General features: G+C 55.9%; 16 protein-coding genes, 1 tRNA gene and 2 pseudogenes. 7 read left to right on the forward strand and 12 right to left on the reverse strand.

From position 1 onward, the window contains the following. The first annotated feature begins 14 nt into the window (after positions 1-14). Complete coding sequence (locus tag IB245_RS18900; protein WP_192228414.1) at positions 15-1,058, forward strand: FUSC family protein; 1,044 nt, start codon at positions 15-17, stop codon at positions 1,056-1,058. On the opposite strand, the gene IB245_RS18905 is transcribed toward IB245_RS18900, so the two are convergent. After that, positions 1,059-1,952: a DMT family transporter gene (locus IB245_RS18905; RefSeq protein WP_192228321.1), complete on the reverse strand. Its 894-nt coding sequence runs from the start codon at positions 1,950-1,952 to the stop codon at positions 1,059-1,061. A 135-nt stretch (positions 1,953-2,087) separates the two neighbouring features. On the opposite strand from IB245_RS18905, the gene IB245_RS18910 reads away from it, so the two are divergent. Beyond that, positions 2,088-2,525, forward strand: a complete 438-nt coding sequence (locus IB245_RS18910) for an Lrp/AsnC family transcriptional regulator (protein WP_192228322.1) — start codon at positions 2,088-2,090, stop codon at positions 2,523-2,525. A gap of 65 nt (positions 2,526-2,590) precedes the next feature. Here the strand turns inward: IB245_RS18910 and IB245_RS18915 are convergent, their stop codons facing one another. Continuing rightward, positions 2,591-3,262 carry a Bax inhibitor-1/YccA family protein gene (locus IB245_RS18915; RefSeq protein ID WP_007915443.1) on the reverse strand — a complete coding sequence of 224 codons (672 nt, stop codon included), beginning with the start codon at positions 3,260-3,262 and terminating at the stop codon, positions 2,591-2,593. Positions 3,263-3,442: 180 nt separating this feature from the next. Here IB245_RS18915 and IB245_RS18920 point away from each other — a divergent pair. Both IB245_RS18920 and IB245_RS18925 read left to right on the forward strand, forming a co-directional pair. Then, positions 3,443-3,530: transfer RNA gene (locus IB245_RS18920), tRNA-Ser, on the forward strand. A gap of 231 nt (positions 3,531-3,761) precedes the next feature. Next, positions 3,762-4,748, forward strand: coding sequence for a DNA-methyltransferase (locus IB245_RS18925; RefSeq protein ID WP_192228323.1), 987 nt, complete (start codon positions 3,762-3,764; stop codon positions 4,746-4,748). Here IB245_RS18925 and IB245_RS18930 read toward each other — a convergent pair whose 3' ends face one another. From IB245_RS18930 to IB245_RS18945, 4 genes are all read right to left on the reverse strand, one after another. Continuing rightward, positions 4,749-5,432, reverse strand: coding sequence for a hypothetical protein (locus tag IB245_RS18930; RefSeq protein WP_225609922.1), 684 nt, complete (start codon positions 5,430-5,432; stop codon positions 4,749-4,751). It lies immediately after the preceding gene. A gap of 939 nt (positions 5,433-6,371) precedes the next feature. Further along, the gene (locus IB245_RS18935; RefSeq protein ID WP_192228324.1) at positions 6,372-7,007 is read right to left on the reverse strand and encodes a hypothetical protein; all 636 of its coding nucleotides are present in this window, start codon (positions 7,005-7,007) and stop codon (positions 6,372-6,374) included. Further along, positions 7,004-7,528 carry a DUF5681 domain-containing protein gene (locus IB245_RS18940; RefSeq protein WP_225609923.1) on the reverse strand — a complete coding sequence of 175 codons (525 nt, stop codon included), beginning with the start codon at positions 7,526-7,528 and terminating at the stop codon, positions 7,004-7,006. Before IB245_RS18940 ends, IB245_RS18935 begins: the two co-directional genes overlap by 4 nt. Then, positions 7,525-8,211 (reverse strand): hypothetical protein, encoded by a 687-nt coding sequence (locus tag IB245_RS18945; protein WP_192228325.1) that lies wholly within the window; start codon positions 8,209-8,211, stop codon positions 7,525-7,527. The genes IB245_RS18940 and IB245_RS18945 overlap by 4 nt, the downstream gene beginning before the upstream one ends. Positions 8,212-8,461: 250 nt before the next feature. On the opposite strand from IB245_RS18945, the gene IB245_RS18950 reads away from it, so the two are divergent. Then, the gene (locus IB245_RS18950; protein WP_192228326.1) at positions 8,462-8,887 is read left to right on the forward strand and encodes a hypothetical protein; all 426 of its coding nucleotides are present in this window, start codon (positions 8,462-8,464) and stop codon (positions 8,885-8,887) included. Positions 8,888-8,988: 101 nt separating this feature from the next. Here IB245_RS18950 and IB245_RS18955 read toward each other — a convergent pair whose 3' ends face one another. From IB245_RS18955 to IB245_RS18965, 3 genes are all read right to left on the reverse strand, one after another. Next, the gene (locus IB245_RS18955; RefSeq protein ID WP_192228327.1) at positions 8,989-10,248 is read right to left on the reverse strand and encodes an AAA family ATPase; all 1,260 of its coding nucleotides are present in this window, start codon (positions 10,246-10,248) and stop codon (positions 8,989-8,991) included. 309 nt (positions 10,249-10,557) lie between these two features. Continuing rightward, a complete protein-coding gene (locus IB245_RS18960; protein WP_192228328.1) occupies positions 10,558-10,755 on the reverse strand; it encodes a helix-turn-helix transcriptional regulator in 198 nt (65 codons plus the stop codon). A gap of 286 nt (positions 10,756-11,041) precedes the next feature. After that, positions 11,042-12,310 (reverse strand): tyrosine-type recombinase/integrase, encoded by a 1,269-nt coding sequence (locus tag IB245_RS18965; RefSeq protein ID WP_192228329.1) that lies wholly within the window; start codon positions 12,308-12,310, stop codon positions 11,042-11,044. A 546-nt stretch (positions 12,311-12,856) separates the two neighbouring features. On the opposite strand from IB245_RS18965, the gene IB245_RS18970 reads away from it, so the two are divergent. Continuing rightward, positions 12,857-13,066, forward strand: coding sequence for a hypothetical protein (locus IB245_RS18970; protein ID WP_192228330.1), 210 nt, complete (start codon positions 12,857-12,859; stop codon positions 13,064-13,066). 71 nt (positions 13,067-13,137) lie between these two features. On the opposite strand, the gene IB245_RS18975 is transcribed toward IB245_RS18970, so the two are convergent. The 3 genes and pseudogenes from IB245_RS18975 to IB245_RS18985 all read right to left on the reverse strand — a co-directional run. After that, positions 13,138-13,968 carry a MinD/ParA family protein gene (locus tag IB245_RS18975; RefSeq protein WP_192228331.1) on the reverse strand — a complete coding sequence of 277 codons (831 nt, stop codon included), beginning with the start codon at positions 13,966-13,968 and terminating at the stop codon, positions 13,138-13,140. A 289-nt stretch (positions 13,969-14,257) separates the two neighbouring features. Then, positions 14,258-14,749, reverse strand: coding sequence for a hypothetical protein (locus IB245_RS18980; protein WP_192228332.1), 492 nt, complete (start codon positions 14,747-14,749; stop codon positions 14,258-14,260). Positions 14,750-14,798: 49 nt separating this feature from the next. Further along, positions 14,799-15,035 (reverse strand): annotated as a pseudogene (locus tag IB245_RS18985) (major capsid protein); the annotation flags it as partial. On the opposite strand from IB245_RS18985, the pseudogene IB245_RS29395 reads away from it, so the two are divergent. Beyond that, positions 15,031-16,200: pseudogene (locus IB245_RS29395) on the forward strand (DUF4055 domain-containing protein); the annotation flags it as partial. The pseudogenes IB245_RS18985 and IB245_RS29395 overlap by 5 nt on opposite strands. Positions 16,201-17,105 lie beyond the last annotated feature (905 nt).

The raw sequence follows: 17,105 nt of genomic DNA on the forward strand, positions 1-17,105 counted from the left end.
AAAGATTGCCACCACTGCTGCGCCGGGCACTGCGTCCGTTATTGGACCCGTACCGGCGCTATCGCCACGCCAGATTGATTCACGCCGTGCGTGTATCGCTGGGGTTGCTGGCGACAATCCTGCTGACCACCGGCATCCACCTGCCCCACGGGGAGTGGGCGTCGGTGACGATGCTGGTGGTGATCGGCGGTTTGCAGCACCACGGCAACATCGGCAAAAAAGCCGCCGAGCGCGCCATCGGCACCTTGATCGGCGCTGGTGTCGGCCTGTTGCTGGTGGCGCAACAAGCCTGGCTCGGGATGCCGTGGCTGACTTATTTTGCGATGTCGGTGGTCTGTGGATTCTTCTCATACCACGCCATCGGCAAGGGCGGTTACACGGCGCTGCTGTCGGCGATCACCGTGTTTATCGTCGCCGGGCATGGCGATAATCCGGTGACCGACGGGCTGTGGCGCGGGGTGGATATCCTGATCGGCATTGCCCTGGCCCTGGCGTTTTCCTTTGCGCTGCCGCTATACGCGGTTTACTCCTGGCGCTACAACCTGGCCGATGCGCTGCGCGATTGCGCGACGATTTACGGGCGCATCATCAATGGCCAACCCGTCACTGATGACGAGCACGTGAAGTTGATGAATCGCCTGAACACGGTGATGGTGCAACAGCGCTCGCTGATGCCGTCGGTGTCCAAGGAAGTGAAGATATCCATGACCGAACTCGATGCGATCCAGCGCCATTTGCGCATGTGTGTCAGCACCCTGGAAATCCTCGGCAACACCCGACCGGACACCAATGACCCCGACGCCATGGCACATCTGCAATCGGCGTTGAAAGCGGAGCATCGGTTGATTCGCGTGCAATGGGTGGGGATGGCGCGGGCGCTGAAATCCGGCGCGTCCCAACGGCTGAATCGACCCGTCGAACTGCCGGCGGATTCAAACCTGGACGCACCGGTCTATAACCCGCTGGACGGCTACCGGCTATTGATCCGGCAGCTGGCCAGCAACATTGGCGAAATGCGCCAGCGCCTGGCCAAGACCGCGCCGCGCTGGAACATCTGATTATTGTGTAACTGTCCGCCGAAACTTCAGGCTCCAGCCTTGTTGCATGCCGGCGGCGGCCAGCAGAATCGCAGCGACCCCGATCCATTGCAGCACTTCCAGACGATGGCCGAAGGCAAACCAGTCGACGAAAATCGCCGCAATCGGGTAAATAAACGACAACGCACCGGTGAGTGCCGTCGGCAATTTCTGGATCGCGCCGTACAGCAACACGTACATCACGCCGGTGTGAACAATGCCGAGAGTCACCAGGCTGGCCCAGGCGCTCGGTGCTTGCGGCAACGCCGAGAAGTGCGCGAATGGCGCGAGCAACAACACGCCGGTGCTGACCTGAATCAGCGCGATCAGGTGCGGTGGCGTGCCGGTCAGGCGTTTGATGATCAACGCCGCAATCGCATAAAGGAAAGCGGCCCCGAGCGCCAGCACAATGCCCATCAGGTAATCGTTGCCGCCCTCGCCCTGTTGCCCGTGTGCGCTGACAATCGCCAGCATCCCCAGAAACGAAACACCCAACCAGAACAGTTTCTGCAGGGTGATTTTTTCGTTGAGGAACAGCGCGGCCAAGCCGACCAGCATAAACGGCTGAACGTTATACACCGCGGTGCCAATGGCAATCGAAGCGCGGGAGTAAGAGGCAAACAACAGCACCCAGTTGCCGACAATCGCCACGCCGCTGAGCACGGCCAGCAGGAACGTGGTGCGGGTCAGAATGCCGGGGCGCAGGAAGCCGAAAGCCGCGCAAATCAGCAACAAGGTGCCGGCGCCGAACACGCAACGCCAGAACACCACGTCCAGCACCGGTTGCCCGGACACCAGCACGAACCAGCCGATGGTCCCGGAAATCAGCATGGCGGCGGTCATCTCGAATGACCCGCGACGAAGTGTTTTGTCCATCATCAGACTCCTGTGATTGAGCCCAAAGTATGCCCATCCAACCGGGGGCTTCTCCAGCGCAAAAAGCAGGCTAAACTCGACATCTGCCTTTTTTATCAAGGCGGTTTCGATTAATTGCCTTACAGGGGTTGCGCCATGACTGACGATATCGACCAGGTGCTGATTGCGGCGCTGATGGAAGACTCACGGCGTTCGCTCAAGGCGCTGGCAAACCTCAGCGGCCTGTCCTCACCGAGTGTCGCCGAGCGTTTGCGCCGCCTCGAAGAACGCGGCGTGCTCAAGGGCTACACCGTCGAGATTGATCCCAAGTGTTTCGGCTATCAACTCCAGGCAATCGTGCGTATCCGCCCGTTGCCGGGCCAGTTGCAAGAGGTGGAGCGGCAAATCCAGGCGATTCCCGAATTCACCGAGTGCGACAAGGTCACCGGCGACGATTGCTTCATCGCCCGCCTGCACGTGCGCTCGATGGAACAGCTGGATACCCTCCTCGACCGCCTGAACACCCACGCTGAAACCAACACCGCCATCGTCAAGAAAACCCCGGTCAAACGCCGATTGCCGCCCATGGCATGAGCCTTCAGCCAAATCGCAGGCAAGAAAAAACCCGCCGAAGCGGGTTTTTTACTCATGGACGACGATTAATCATCGCGGCTCATGATGCCGAAGATCTGCAACAAGCTGATGAACAGGTTGTAGATCGACACATACAGGCTGATGGTCGCCATGATGTAGTTGCGCTCACCGCCGTGAATGATGGCGCTGGTCTGGAACAGAATGCAGACCGAGGAGAACAGCACAAAACCTGCGCTGATCGCCAGTTGCAGACCGCTGACCTGGAAGAAGAAGCTCGCCAGCGTCGCACCCAGCAGCACGAAGAAACCTGCGGTGATGAAGCCACCGAGGAAGCTCATGTCCTTACGGGTGATCAGCACGTAAGCCGACAGACCGCCGAACACCAGCGCCGTCATCGCGAACGCCGAGCTCACTACTTCCGCGCCGCCCTGCATGCCCAGGTAACGGTTGAGGATCGGGCCGAGCAGGAAACCCATAAAACCGGTCAAGGCAAACGCCGACACCAGGCCCCACGCGGAATCACGGAGTTTGTTGGTTAGGAAGAAAAGGCCGTAGAAACCGATCAGCACCACGAAGATATTCGGGTAGCCGACGCGCATCTGCTGGGCGACGAACGCCATCACGCCGCTGAATGCGAGGGTGAGAGCGAGCAAGCCGTATGTGTTGCGCAGGACGCGGCTAACCTCTAGCTGCTCAGCCTGCACGCTGTTATTAACTGCGTAATCCTGTTCGCGCATGGCGACACTCCTGTTGGTTTGAAACGTTCAGTCGCAAAGATCATAACAGACGCTCTGTAACAAGCCATGCACAGAGTTTGACAGTGTGTTTCATTCAGGTATTATGGCGCCCGCAACGCAAACGGAGGTGTGGCCGAGTGGTTTAAGGCAACGGTCTTGAAAACCTCCGTAGGAGAATTTGGAAGCGTGGCCGAGTGGTTTAAGGCAGCGGTCTTGAAAACCGCCGACTGTAACAGGTCCTAGAGTTCGAATCTCTACGCTTCCGCCATATAAAACAAGCACTTACACTGTTTTCCGCAGCGCCCAATTGGTGCGCGGTGCTTGTCACGCAATAACAAAAAGCCCCGGAAACGGGGCTTTTTTCTTGGCGGCCGAAACAAATACGGTAAGCAGACCGTAAGCGCTCCTTGCAGCTCGCCGATGGTGTACGCACAGTCAGTTACGCCCTATGCTATGTGGCCAAGAGTGAGCGTCACAATTGGTCAGAAAAGGCTTAATAATGAGAGAAAATGATGTATCGGAGCCTAAAATTTCCGATCTAAAAACATTTGCATTTGACTACCAGAGCCACGCATACCGCCATACCCAGATCGTTCACGCCGACTGCCTTGAATGGCTAGGTCGGCTGCCAGAAGACTCCCTGCATGCCATCGTGACCGACCCACCCTATGGCGTGAAGGAGTATGACTTCGACCAATTGGAGAAGAAGGACAGCGGCAACGGCGGCATCTGGCGCCTTCCTCCGTCATTCGATGGCCATGTGCGCTCACCGCTCCCACGTTTCACCGCATTGGATAAGAAAGAGCGGGAATCAGTCGATCGGTTCTTCTTTGAATGGGGCACGCAGGTATTGCACGCCCTTCGCCCCGGCGGCCACGTCATCCTTGCCAGCAATTCATTTTTGTCCCAACTCGTCTTTAGTGCGCTGATTCGTAGTGGCTTGGAGTTTCGAGGGGAAATGATCCGCCTTGTGCGCACAATGCGTGGAGGCGACCGTCCAAAGAATGCAGAAGAAGAGTTCCCGGATGTATGTTCGATGCCTCGCGGTTGCTATGAGCCGTGGGGCGTCTTCCGCAAACCGATTCCTGCAAAGATGACCGTTGCCGAGTGCCTTCGCACTTATCAAACTGGCGGGCTTCGCCGGCTTGCTGATGGTAACCCGTTCTGCGATGTGGTCGTAAGCGAACGAACACCCAAGCGGGAGCGAGAGATTGCGAACCACCCAAGCATCAAGCCTCAGTCGTTGATGCGTCAACTTGTCCGTGCTGCGCTCCCGCTGGGCAATGGCGTGATTGCTGACCCGTTCTTGGGTTCTGGCTCTACAGTGGCCGCCGCAGAAGCGCTGGGACTGCAATGTATCGGTGTCGAACGGTATCAGGACTATTTCGACATGGCTAGTGAAGCCATCCCACGACTTGCCCAAGCGGATATCCGCTCCTTCGCAGCGAAAGAGGCGGAGCTTGAGTCACAGCTCCACCTTATCTGATTACATCGGGAAACCTGGCGCGTTGTAAATCCAATTCGCCATCAACTTCTGGTAACCGGAGTCGGTCACGCTCGCCGTGATCGTTCTTCGGCTACCCTCTCGCCGCCCCGCTTCCTTCCAATCGCTTTTTTCCAACTGAGCTCCCACTGCACGGAGGAAGCGGAATGGTTTGGGATGAACACCGTTCGCTTCATCAACTGCGCGATTGCCATCGAACATGAAGACCATCAGCCAAATGCTCTCCGGGTTATGCCCCTGCCATGACTTGAAGTAGCGGGAAGACTTCACCTCAATACCCTCATGGGCGTACTGCACAGAGTCATTCGGAAAGCGCCCGGTAGGGATCATGTCCGGGTGACCGTTATGGTAACGGTTCTTGACGATGCCGGGGCTATGCTTCGGAAGATTCGCGGTCACGAACTCGCCCACGATACTGCTGAAGTTTGCAGGCATCAGCATCGTCTCGAATCGGGAAGTGTCGTTTTCATGAAGGCGGACATTCACCATCTGCATAAACGATACAAAATCGTTCATTGCTGCGCAGAGATGCTCAATAGTCACTCCGTGAGGAATGACAGCGCGCGGGTTAAAATGCTCAATTCGGACCGGCTCAGGATTGCAGGCAGCATATTCGAGTTGTTCTTCTGGCGTTAGTGGCGGCATCAGGCAATAGGTCCCATCCATTGAAAGATGAGATCGTAACCCGAAGGGTTGGGCGAAAGACACCCCGCGATGGCACAAAGCCTGCCTTAATATCGTCGCCGGTACCTTAGGACCAGCCCTGTGATGATCCCTGTCCCCATCGCCGCATATCGGGCCATGAAATAAGCACCTCGATTACATCGAGCGTGAGGATATTGTGGTTAATGCGTTGAGCAATGTTACCAAGAAGACTATCTAGGCAGTTAAGTGTGCCGCCAGACAAAGAACCAAGTTGCAGGAGAGCATTAAAAATTTGGATTTCCTTAAAAACGATCAATCAGGCAGTGGCTCCTAAATCCTAATCTCCCGCTCGTCCGCGAATACACATGAGAACGGCAATCAAACTCGAGCCGAGTGCGGCTAAGCTCTGGCCTCAGTTTAAGCATGCCGCCCCCTTCACTCAGCACCCTAGTCATAGCACGACGCTCCAGCCTTTCAGTGCCACCGTCTCCCCCAGGCATAATCGCAGTCGTCCACCCTGGCTCGACTAGCACCTCATCGGCTTGGACAACAGCTATACCAGAGCCAGCTAGAGCCATAACCGCTAGTCCGATGGAAAGCACCTTCTGTAGCTGCATTGCGCAACCCTCTCTAGAGGCAGTAAGTATGGCTGAAACCACAAAATAAAATGTGGGGAGCCTGTTCTCACCTGCCGTTACTAGGGCTTATCGCCAGCATTGATAGTTACGACGCCGGTCTCAGGATCCGTTTCGATGCTGAGGAACCAACTGGATGGGTTCGCATCGTCTCCTGCGGCAAGGGCGTCTTGTTGAGCTGCTGCAAAGATCTCCCATTCATCAAGGCTCAGTCGGGGAGGCCAGCATCGGAGCGTATATTGCCAGCGGGTGAGCCTTCCAGTGCGAGAAGCTTTCTCTTCCGCGACCTTTACCCTGGCCAGAATCTGAGCGGGAACATGCGCTCTCATTGAAGCGTGGCCACAGGCGACTCCTTCGCTTCAAGCAGCACGAGGGCATGGCGTGCCAGCGAAGAGCCGATAGCATCCTGGCCAGCCACATCATCTAGTAGAGTGGCGAGACGCTGCTTTTCTGCCCATTCCAGAAAGGAGCGCGATTCGTCGCGACTCAGCAAGCCGCTCAGAGAAGCCAGCTCCAGGTGAGCCAGTACCCGCTCAAGCGATGGCCCGGCTGCACCGTCAACCATTTCTCTGAGCGCAACTCGCCCAGCGTGTCTCGCTGAGGCGCTTGCCCTGTTACGCGCAGCCCAGGATGCCCAAAGCCGGCGATTGCGGTAGCCATTGTTCGGCTCAACATCTACCACGTTCAGCGGCCCGCCATAGCGGAAATGGAAGATACCGTGAGGTAGAACTGAGACGTTGAGTGGGAGCATGCGCTTAAGCTCCAGCATGACCTCGATTGCTCGCTGCCAGATGCTGGCGCCGGTTTCGCCTTCCTGTAAAACGACGGTGCGCATCATCTCTGGTGCGGAGATGGTACTGAAGCTGTGGATCTCGATAGCGGAGGGACAGAGCCCCCGCCTGGCGCCTTCGATGGTGTACTGGGTGCGCTCGTCGAGCCAGTAATCGTAGAGAGTGTTCATTGGCGGCTCCGCATGCCGAGACGGCGTTCAATCTGTTCAAGCTTATCTGCCAGCTCATCAACGCTTTTCATGTTTGCGTAGGCAGCAAGCGAGTCGAGCAGCATCTTTCCGGCGTCAGGGGACAACTGCCCAACAGCCACGGCAGCGATCACCTGCCCTGCCTGCTCAGTAAGGGTAAGGGATCGGTCAAGGTCGAATTGAACAGTCGGGGACTGCGCGCGCAAAGGTGGAGCTAGGCGAGCAAGCACCAGCCCTGCCGCCGTCATGTCACCAGCCTTGGCTGCCTCGATGACCACACCCATTACTTCTGCGCCCTGCTTCTCGAAATTCTCACCAAGTAATGTGCGTTTGTTTTGACTTCCGCGCGGCCTGCCCTTGGGATTCCCTGACATTCCAGGCTGCCAAAGTTTTTTTCCTGTACCAGGGCTTTCTTGGGTGCCAACTTGGCCCAGCAAGCTGTTGGTGTCGGCGGTAGGTTGGTCTACAACCTGTTCTTTGCAGGTTGGATGCACAGTACTCATCTGAATGCCTCCTCTGCTTGGGCCTTAGCTTTCCTGATCCGATTGACCTCGGCCCAGCTTGCACCGATTGCCTTCTCGACCCCGGAGTGAACCAATCCGCCGCGTTGCCCTAGCAGGTCGAAAGCCAATTTCATAACCTCCAAGCGACGAACTTGCTCCGGTGCCCGGTTGCTGTGATAAATCCGAGTACGGATAGACTTCTCTTCGTTTGAAATGCCGCTTAGATAACCAGGGGCGCCCAGCACCGCCTCGAGAGTCTGCAGGTCTCCAGTATGCTGCGCTTCACTCAGAAACTGGCGTCGCTCACTGACCGACAGACTTTTCACATGTGCGCGAATCTCGGCCGTGAAAGCGCTGTTCGCCTTTTGTTGCAGGGGCGCATTTAACATTTCCTCAATTCCGGTAATGCCTCGCTGGAGGGATGTAGATGCGGAATCGATAGCTCTCAGGATGCGTGTCATGCGTTTGTCTGCAAACTCAGCCACCGCAACTAGTTGTGCGGCACTGTTCAGTGTGGGATTTTGGCTTGCGGCGATCCGCGCTTCATGGATCGCGCAGAGCCCCTGATATGCTTCATCGAATGCAGTAACCGCCACAGCTACGTAGGGTGCGGTTTCTTCGTTATATCCTTTGATGGCCAATATATTTTGAGGATGCAGTGAAATGGTTACTAGAGTGTTCATTGTAAATACCTGACTTTGGTTACTTGGCGCTTTTAACCTAAGGCAATACACAAAAAACATGCAAATAAAACAGCAAACTACAAAACATGAACAGGTAATAATATATTTGCTGTTCTAAATCTCATGCAAACCCTCATCAAAACTCTAACCTTGATAGAATTATATTTTCCAACCTAATCAAGGAGCTCGTTGCCAGCACTCGGAGCATTATCCTAAGTTGGCCACGTCAACAATTTGTTGGGAGCAAATAATGGAAGCCTATACATATTCGAGTCGGAATAATGCCCGCCGTGCTGGTGTCGCTGCTGGTGTGGCAAGTGCACTGATCGAAATCACTGTCCACAAAAATGGCGACGAGGTGCGGTTCGGCTGGAAGGAGAAGCGCGACCCAGTGCCGATGATGACCACACCAACCGAAGCACCAAAGCCGAAGAAAGAACCCGCGCCGAAGGTGCAACCGGAGCAGCGCAATGGCGTGAAGCGTCCAAAGGAAGGCGGACTGTGCGCCGCTGTATGGACGTGGCTCGATGCCAACCCCGACGCATCGGTTAAGGACGCCAAGGCTGCTGCTGTTGACCACAAATGGAACCCGAACAACGTTGCCTGCGAATTCTATGCATGGCGAAAATTTAACGGGATCACTAGGCGTATAGGCGTTACGCGCATGCATGCGTAACGAAACCCCGCAGAGTGGGTAGTGGTGGGAAGTGGGCACGCGGTGGTAGTTTCCACCAGTTCCCCCCACTCTCCCCACTTCCCCCACTTTACGGAGTTTCGTTAAGGGGTATTCTTCGGCCTGCAATACCAAGTTCCTCCGAGATTCTGCTTGTCTAAGTAAGTGCCGCTGTGCTCGTCCCACCAGCGTTGAGTCACGACACCTGCCTCAAGAGCTGCCGCTTTTACGTCAGCGACCCGCTGGCCCTCATTATCGGGTGTGGTCATAAAGTGGGCACGAAGCCAAAGACCGAATGCCGCGGGGAATTTGCTGACTGGTCCACGAGTGCCGCCGACAAGGCTTTCAGGGGTTAAATCAGCGTCGAGCTCTTCCCATTCTGGACGCGTGGCGTGAATGGGCTTTTGGTTACGCTGGTCAGTGCCCACTTGCACCCTCACGGTACTGAACTTCCAAGCTCCCCCTGGATGCTCAGGCAGATTGACCTTCACCTGAATCAGCGTCTTGGCATACATGCCTTCATCCGGTCGGGCCACTACTGCGCATAAGCTGCGGCAGGTCTGCGCGAATGCTGCGGAGCCAAGAACTCTATGAAGCATCGCTCGTGTCGTGTCTTTCATGAAGTGAGTGACACATACGATGGCGAGGTTGTATTCCTGCGCCAGTACAAGCCACGGCTCCAGCACGGCACGCAGTTGCCCGGCGTCGTTCAAATCGACCTTGCGCAACTTCCGCCCTGGCAGGTAGCTAGTGACCGGGTCAATGACCAGCATTGCGAACGGCGCGCCGCACTCCTGCGCACCTGCGAGCCAGCCTCGAACGGCAGACAGATCATCTTGCATCGAGAATGTGTTGCGCTTGCCCTGCTGTATGACACCCTGAATCTCGGTGACGAAAGCAAGATTGGCTCCACATGCCACGAGGCGCGGAACCGTCAGCTCCTCGATGCCGTCTTCGCTGCCCAGCCAGAGCACACGCCCTGGCTGGTTCTGCACCTGCTCACCAGGCCAGGGTGCGCCAGTGGTCACCTTTGCGGTTACGTCAGTAAGAACCGTTGATTTACCTGCGCCTGTCTCGCCCGCCCAGATTGTGATGTATCCCTTCGGAATCCAGCCGGTCCAAAGCCAGTCAATCGCTCGCATCTGAACAGTGTTCAAGGCACGCCCAAGCAGCTCACGCGATGCGCCGATGGAGTCGTCCAAGGATAAGCCACGTTTTAACTTCTCCCGCTCAAGCGCAAACCTTTCAGCGTCTCGATGCGCCTCCAGCACACGTAAGGTTTTATCAACGTCAGCGCCAGCAGGACTCTTCGCTGGTGCATCATCCCAGAAACGCAGCTCGCCTTTAGGTGGGATGGCAACCATTACGCACCTCCCGCGACAACAGGTAGCGTAGCGGCGACATAGCCGCTGAACGGCACTACGCTAATGCAAGGGTACTGGAGAGCCTGGGGCGTCGCGCTGGCGGCGTTATACGCTCGCTGTAAGTCATCAAACATGTGGTCAGATTTGGGGTTTAAAATATGCCTACTCATTGCGAAACACTCCACTTAGCGGCTCCCCAAAGCCGCTATTTTTTTGATTTTGTTGCAGTGCGCTTACGCGAATAAATATGGCCGGGGCATAACTCGCGAAATAGTTACATTTGCGCACGAAGGACCATCGCTTTAATTGTTATGCGGTCCTTGGATATTGGCTGGTACTAGAGCAGGTTTGGGCGTCTAGCCAAGTCAGAACATCCGCTTCGACATACCGTATGGCACGCCCAATTTTGCGGAATGCAGGCCCCTTACCTTGGGTGCGCCATATTTCGAGGGTATTGGATTTGAGACCCAGCAGTTCTGCGGTTTCGGTGTTGGTGAGAAGCTTCATTGGAGTGGTTTCCCTAGGGGAACTCACCGCGCATCCAAATGAAAAAGGCAGGCGGTGAGCAATCGGCGTCGCGTTTCCACGCGCCCAATGCTCGCCGCCTGCCTTAGCAGACTTCTCGTTGATCCGTTCTATCCCTCTATAGACAAAGAAGGCAAAGCATCCCGCTAGAACGGAAAGGCGAACTCGTTACGAGCCAAACCATACCCAGCTTTGCGCTGAAGGAGCAAATTATTTTTTCCTTTGCTTTATCTGATGTTCCTTTGTTTTTAACGCTATTCCTAACTTTTTAACGCACGTTAACGACGTAATCATTGACGACATTTCTACTTCCTGTAGCCGCTTCAGTGAGGCATGCCTGGTCAGTGATCCAGTCTGCAATACGCTGAACTTCCGGCCTCAGATATTGCAGATGCGAAGTCTCTAGGTAGTGACGCGCTGTCACGCCACGCGGGACATGGTTTGTCAGCAGTTCGATTTTGTGTAGGTCAATGCTGCATGAGGCTACGCCGACGGTCGTGAAGGTACGGCGCAGGTCATGAGGCGTGATCTTCGTGCCCGCTACCGCTGACAAATTCTTCATCGTGTCCCGTGGGTCTTTGAGGTGACCGCTCTTGCCCCAGGATGTGAAGACGTATGTGCTGCCCTTGACCCGCTGCCGTGTGGTCAACAGTTCAATGGCCTGAGTCGATAGTGGCAGCCATACCGGGTTCGAGTTCTTCGGGTCTGGTATGTGCCACCAGCCATCATCGAGGTTGACGCGATCCCACGTCAACGCTGACGCCTCGCCTATGCGCGCCCCCGTGAGCATGAGAAACATCACAAGGTCGAGACTGGCTAGGGTGTCGCGGTTGTACGCAACGTCACGGCTCTGCTGAAGGAATGACCAGACCTTGCCGATCTTGCTATCTGGAACGCGGCTAGTGCGTGGTCTGATCAGCGCCCACTTTTTATAGAGCACATCAACCGGGTTATCGACGATGACTGGCGATCCGTCCGGCTTCCGGTATTCACGAATGGCGTAGTTGATGAGGGCACGCAGAATCGAAAAACCCTGGTTCGCCTGTGCTGGCGCAGGGCCGTCGCCGCGTAAGCCCTTCGTCCTTATATCGTTGAAGCGTTTTGTGACCGCCTCACGAGAAATGGAGGCGACGGGCTTCTGCTGCCATGCCTCAAATGTCGTGGTCACATGGCGGTCAATCTCGCTTTTGCTGCTTTCTTTCAGTGGGCGGTCGCGCAAATAGCCGTCGGCTACCTGGCGCAGAGTCACCTTGATCGCAGCTTCCTCTTTGGCTGTTTCACGCGGGTCGATGCCCATGCGCATGTTTCGTAGGTGTTCGCGTGCGACGTCGCGTGCCTGATCGACGGTGAAAACGCCATGCGGGCCAATGGTGATGCGCGCCGACTTGCCATGCACCCGGCCTTGAACGATGTAAGTGACCTTTCCGGCGGAGGTACAGCGAAGGCCGAATCCCTTGGTTTCCCCACACCAATGCAACTCGTACCCGGCAGCAGGCGCAGCGAGTTTATCAACATAGGATTTTGTCAGCTTAGGCATAGCGCACCCCACCGACGTAAGTGCATGACACGACTGTGGTTAATATGAGCATGATGTCTTCCTTTAAAAAAGGAGGTTGACCACGCAGTCGGTGCCGTTGGCGCAGTCGCCGGCCGCATCTACTTTCAGGCGCGTGTGAGCGTATGGTAAGCAGTCTGCATAAAGTTAGGACAACCTACACCAAACGTGCAAGCGATCTAAGTTGTTGACCCATAAAGGCTCATATGGCTTACTTCAGCAGCGAAAAGCAGGGTGAAGCTGTCCTCCGGGATACTTGAAAACCGTCGACTGTAACAGGTCCATGAGTTCGAATCCCATCGCCTCCGCCATATTGAGTACGTTAGAGCCCTGATTAGTCAGGGCTTTTTCGTTTCTGGGGTTTGGTGGAAATCCCGACGTTCGGCATGTGTTCCATAACTATTATGGAAGCGTTCCATAACTCAACTCGTTTTGCCCCTCCTCGGCGTCCTGCCAACAGCTTCAACTCCCTGAGTGTGTCACCACATTTCCGCTGCTACGATGACCTTCTTTCATGGAAGAATCACTATGCCAAATTCAGACCTGCTCCCTTCCCTGCTCTACAAGATCAACGAAAACCAACTAGCCCTTGAGGCCGCCATCCTCGAACTGTCTAACTGGGTCGAGCAACGAGGCGCCGCTGATGTCGCAGAGAACGTGCGCGGCGCCCTGGAGGCCATCGACCGCAACGAGGAGTTCATCAAGATGACGCTCGCGGTGATGATGACCCCGGAATGACTTGGCGCCTAAAGCAGAAGAGATGGTGGTTAACACAACTCGCAAGCTAGGAGCGACGAGCCAAGCCACCACTACGGGAGGAGCCTGCTCGAGTTAAGTACGAGCTGATCAACGAAGAACTCCACATGCCCTCTGGGGCTGGTCGGCAAGGGTAAATCGTCGATCTTTCGAGCGATGCTCTGAAAAGCTTGCGCGCACTTGGAACGCGGAAACGCTTCGTAAATGGCGCGCTGCTTCTGCACCGCCTTGCGCATGCATTCGTCGTACGGCACCGCTCCCACATAACACAAGGCAACGTCGAGGAAGTTATCGGTGACCTTGGTCAATTTAGCGAACAGGGCTCGACCCTCCTGCGGGCTCTGCGTCATATTTGCCAGTACTTGGAAGCGGTTAATACCGTAATCACGACTAAGCAGTTTGATCAACGCGTATGCATCGGTGATCGAGGTCGGCTCGTCACTGACCACCAGCAACGCTTCCTGGGCTGCCCGGACGAAGCTGACCACCGAATCTCCGATGCCCGCGGCTGTGTCAATCACCAGCACATCGATACTGTCACCGATGTCACTGAAGGCCTGGATCAAGCCTGCGTACTGAGCCGGAGATAAACGCGCCATGTTCTGGATGCCTGAAGCCGCGGGGACGATTCGCACCCCACCCGGCCCCTGCACCAGTAAGTCGGATAGCTCACAGTGACCTTCGATTAAATCGGCAAGCGTGTACTGCGGGGAAAGGCCCAACAGGGCATCGATACTCGCCAAGCCAAGATCGCCATCCAGCAATACGACTCGCCTCCCAAGTTCCGCCAGCGCCAATGAAAGATTCACAGCCACAGTCGTCTTGCCGACGCCGCCCTTTCCGCCAGTCACGGCGATAACTTGTACAGAATGCACACCATCCATGTTATTTATCCCTTCCATGTGCAACGTGTGCGAGTAATTACCAACTATCTCCATTTGTGCAATGGTAGCCGAAAAGTGCAGATTCACGACCCCTAGCTATCACGGAACCACCAAAAACGCTGTAACCGACACAAAATCACACCCCAGTAATGCTGCGGTATGGGCTTGGATTGGCGCAGCCCTTATAGATCAAGGGTTGCAGCTTTCCGCTGTCTAAAACTCAACGTTCAGAACACTTCGCTTCGGCCCAGCAAAACCGAGATAGATCGCGTTAGTTTTAGACAGCGTTTCACCCTCCTCCGGCGCCCTGGCGAAAGAACACAATCCATCTATCGAAGTAGTGATTCAGCGCGGCCAGCTCACTGCGCAGCTTCTCGTTGTCAGTGGAGAGAGCATCGCGGCTGGCGGCCAGCTCGCCCACTTTCTCGCGGATGTGTTCCAGCGCCTGGTAGAGACGGATCGCCAGCTCGCCGCATTCCGGCTTTTCAATCTCGCCAGCGTCAAGCCCATCAATGACAGCGCGGACCATATCGCTTTCGATGCGCAGCTTGCCGATCAGCTCTTCGAGCTCAGCCTTGTTATCGCCACCCCCAACAACCAGCACCAGGTGCTGCTCGATTTCCTTCAGCGTGACTTTGGGCGTGTCGTCAGCTTCGTCTTCACGACCTTCGGTCACGTTCGCATCGATGATGCGCAGGCCAGCCTTCTTGGCCAGTGCCTTCACGTCTTCCTGGTACTGGTGGAACGGCCCCGGGAGATACCAGATGTTCTTGTTGCTCATGATCATGTCCTCGCTGAGCCGGACGCAAGCCCGACTCAGCCATCAGGGGTTACTTGGAAGCGTCACCGATCAGAGCCACACCAGCGGTGTGCTTGATGCTGGCAGCGGTTTTGTCCCAGTTGGTACCGGTCGCCAATTCAGCATCGGTCGGCGAAGCGCCGCCAGCAGTGGTGTCCCAGGTGTAACCCTTCATGCCCAGGCCGAAGGTGTAGTCGGTCTGAATGGTGGTTTCAATGCGACCCTTGCCGTTGGTGGTCTCGACGTTCGAGATGATGTCTCGGTTGTTCTACAACGCAACAGGCCGCACAAAACACAGCTTGGTTGGTGCGGTGTTTCGCACTTGGCCAACGCTGACCGTCCCCGGTGCGCTCGACTACGTGTCGAAGGATATCGACGGCCAGGGAGTGAGCATTTACCAACAGTCGCAATCGGTGATCGGGCATCTGCTCGAAGTCGGCCGTCACGGGCTGCTGGTGGATTACGCCGCCGTTGAGACTGGTACCGTGAGTAAAGCGGACGAACAAGCAGGTCGAGCCCGCGCCAGCGTTGCCAGTTACCCGGCCGAGTCCATTATTAACTGGAAGACTCGCCAAATTGGCGGCCAGCATCTGCTGAGCCTGGTCGTTCTGCGTGAAACTGTCGATGTCGATACTGATGACGGTTTCGGCAGTGAGAAGGTTGTGCAATTTCGCGTACTTCGCCTCGATTCCACGGGCGTTTACACACAGGAAGTGTGGGAAGAGGGCTCCAGCAAGACAGAAATGATTGTTGCTCCCTTCACTCCATTGAATGGCCTTGGTCAGCCTTGGCGCGTTATCCCGTTCCAGTTCCTTGGCAGCGAAAACAACGACACCAGCATCGACGACTCGCCGTTGTACGACATGGCCGAGGTAAATGTCGGCCACTACCGCAACAGTGCGGACTACGAGGAGGCGGCTTACCTGGTGGGCCAGCCACAGCCGTGGATGTCAGGCCTTGATGTGAAATGGCGCGATCATTTGGAGCAACAAGGCATTTTCCTTGGCTCGCGCGCTCCGTGGCTGCTGCCTGCTGGTGGCGCTTGCGGCTTGATGCAGGCCCAGCCGAACACGCTCGCCAAAGAAGCCATGGACGGCAAGAAAGAAGACATGGTGTCGCTTGGTGCCCGACTGATCGAACGGGGCAGTGCGGTGAAAACCGCAACGCAGGCAGACAACGATAGCGCCGCCGAACACAGCGTGCTGTCGCTGGTGGTCAGCAACGTCAGCGAGGCTTACAACCAGTGCCTGGTCTGGATGGCTGAGTTCGTTAACGCCACGGGCGAAACACTCTACAAGCTCAATCAGGACTTCAGCCAGATCACCCTGGACGCAACGATCCTCACTGCACTGTTCAACGCAGTGCAGGGCGGCAAGCTGCCGGCGGGCGACTTCTGGCAGTACCTGCGCGATCGCGGGGTTATCGATCCCGAGAACGCTGCAGTACTGTGCGTGTTTACGGCGGTTGTGATTGACAGGCGGTTTGTGATTTACAGCCTGAATGAAAATCTTGGTGGGGGCCTGATACGGATCTATGTGGCGTCTCTGTGTGACGACGGGGAAGCGTTACTGATGACCTGCATGTCCCCGAACGACTTCAAGATTGCTGCGCAAACCCTCAAAAACATCATAAACGATGCCCTGGCGCCGGCACCCCACATGACCGATGGGAGCTATCGGATACTTGACCTGCTGGAGACTCGGATCATTCCCGGGGATGTACACACCCACCGCACGTTGAAGGTCAACGAAACATGGGTGGAAAAGCTGTTGAATTTTCAACCCTCGCCAGGACCCTTTGTACAAACAACCATGAAAACTTCGACGCAGGATTTACATATCGAACTGGAGTGCACCGACTACTACTCGAAACTTACACGCTTTAACCAACATGAAGACGACCATCGTCAGGCTCCCCCTCCGCCCTTGAACAAGATCTCCCGAGATGCCCCCGCAGCTTCTCCGAAATCCATTACGACCCACGTAGCGTCAACTACCGCCCTGACAGCATCCGAGGAAACCGCGCCAATGACCCAAAATACCGTATCGCGCATTGAACAAAGCTTGCAGACACTCATGACGAACCTGAGCAACCATAAAGAAGCGCTGCAGAACAAACATGAGGAGTTCTATAACGTTCGACTTAAACAGGAGCGTCTTGACCGCGACTTGACTGCCCGTGAAGCCATGTTGGATCAACGGGAGGAAGAGTTGAGCAGAAGCGCTGCATCATTGACCATTGCCGAGGCGCAACTAAGTGAGTTGATCCACCTGATCAACGATGCCTCCGTTATTGCCTTGCCTCCAAAGTCCGATTGAAGCTTCAATCACCTTACGGT

Source organism: Pseudomonas sp. PDM02 (genome assembly GCF_014852285.1).
GTDB classification, from domain to species: Bacteria; Pseudomonadota; Gammaproteobacteria; order Pseudomonadales; family Pseudomonadaceae; genus Aquipseudomonas; species Aquipseudomonas migulae.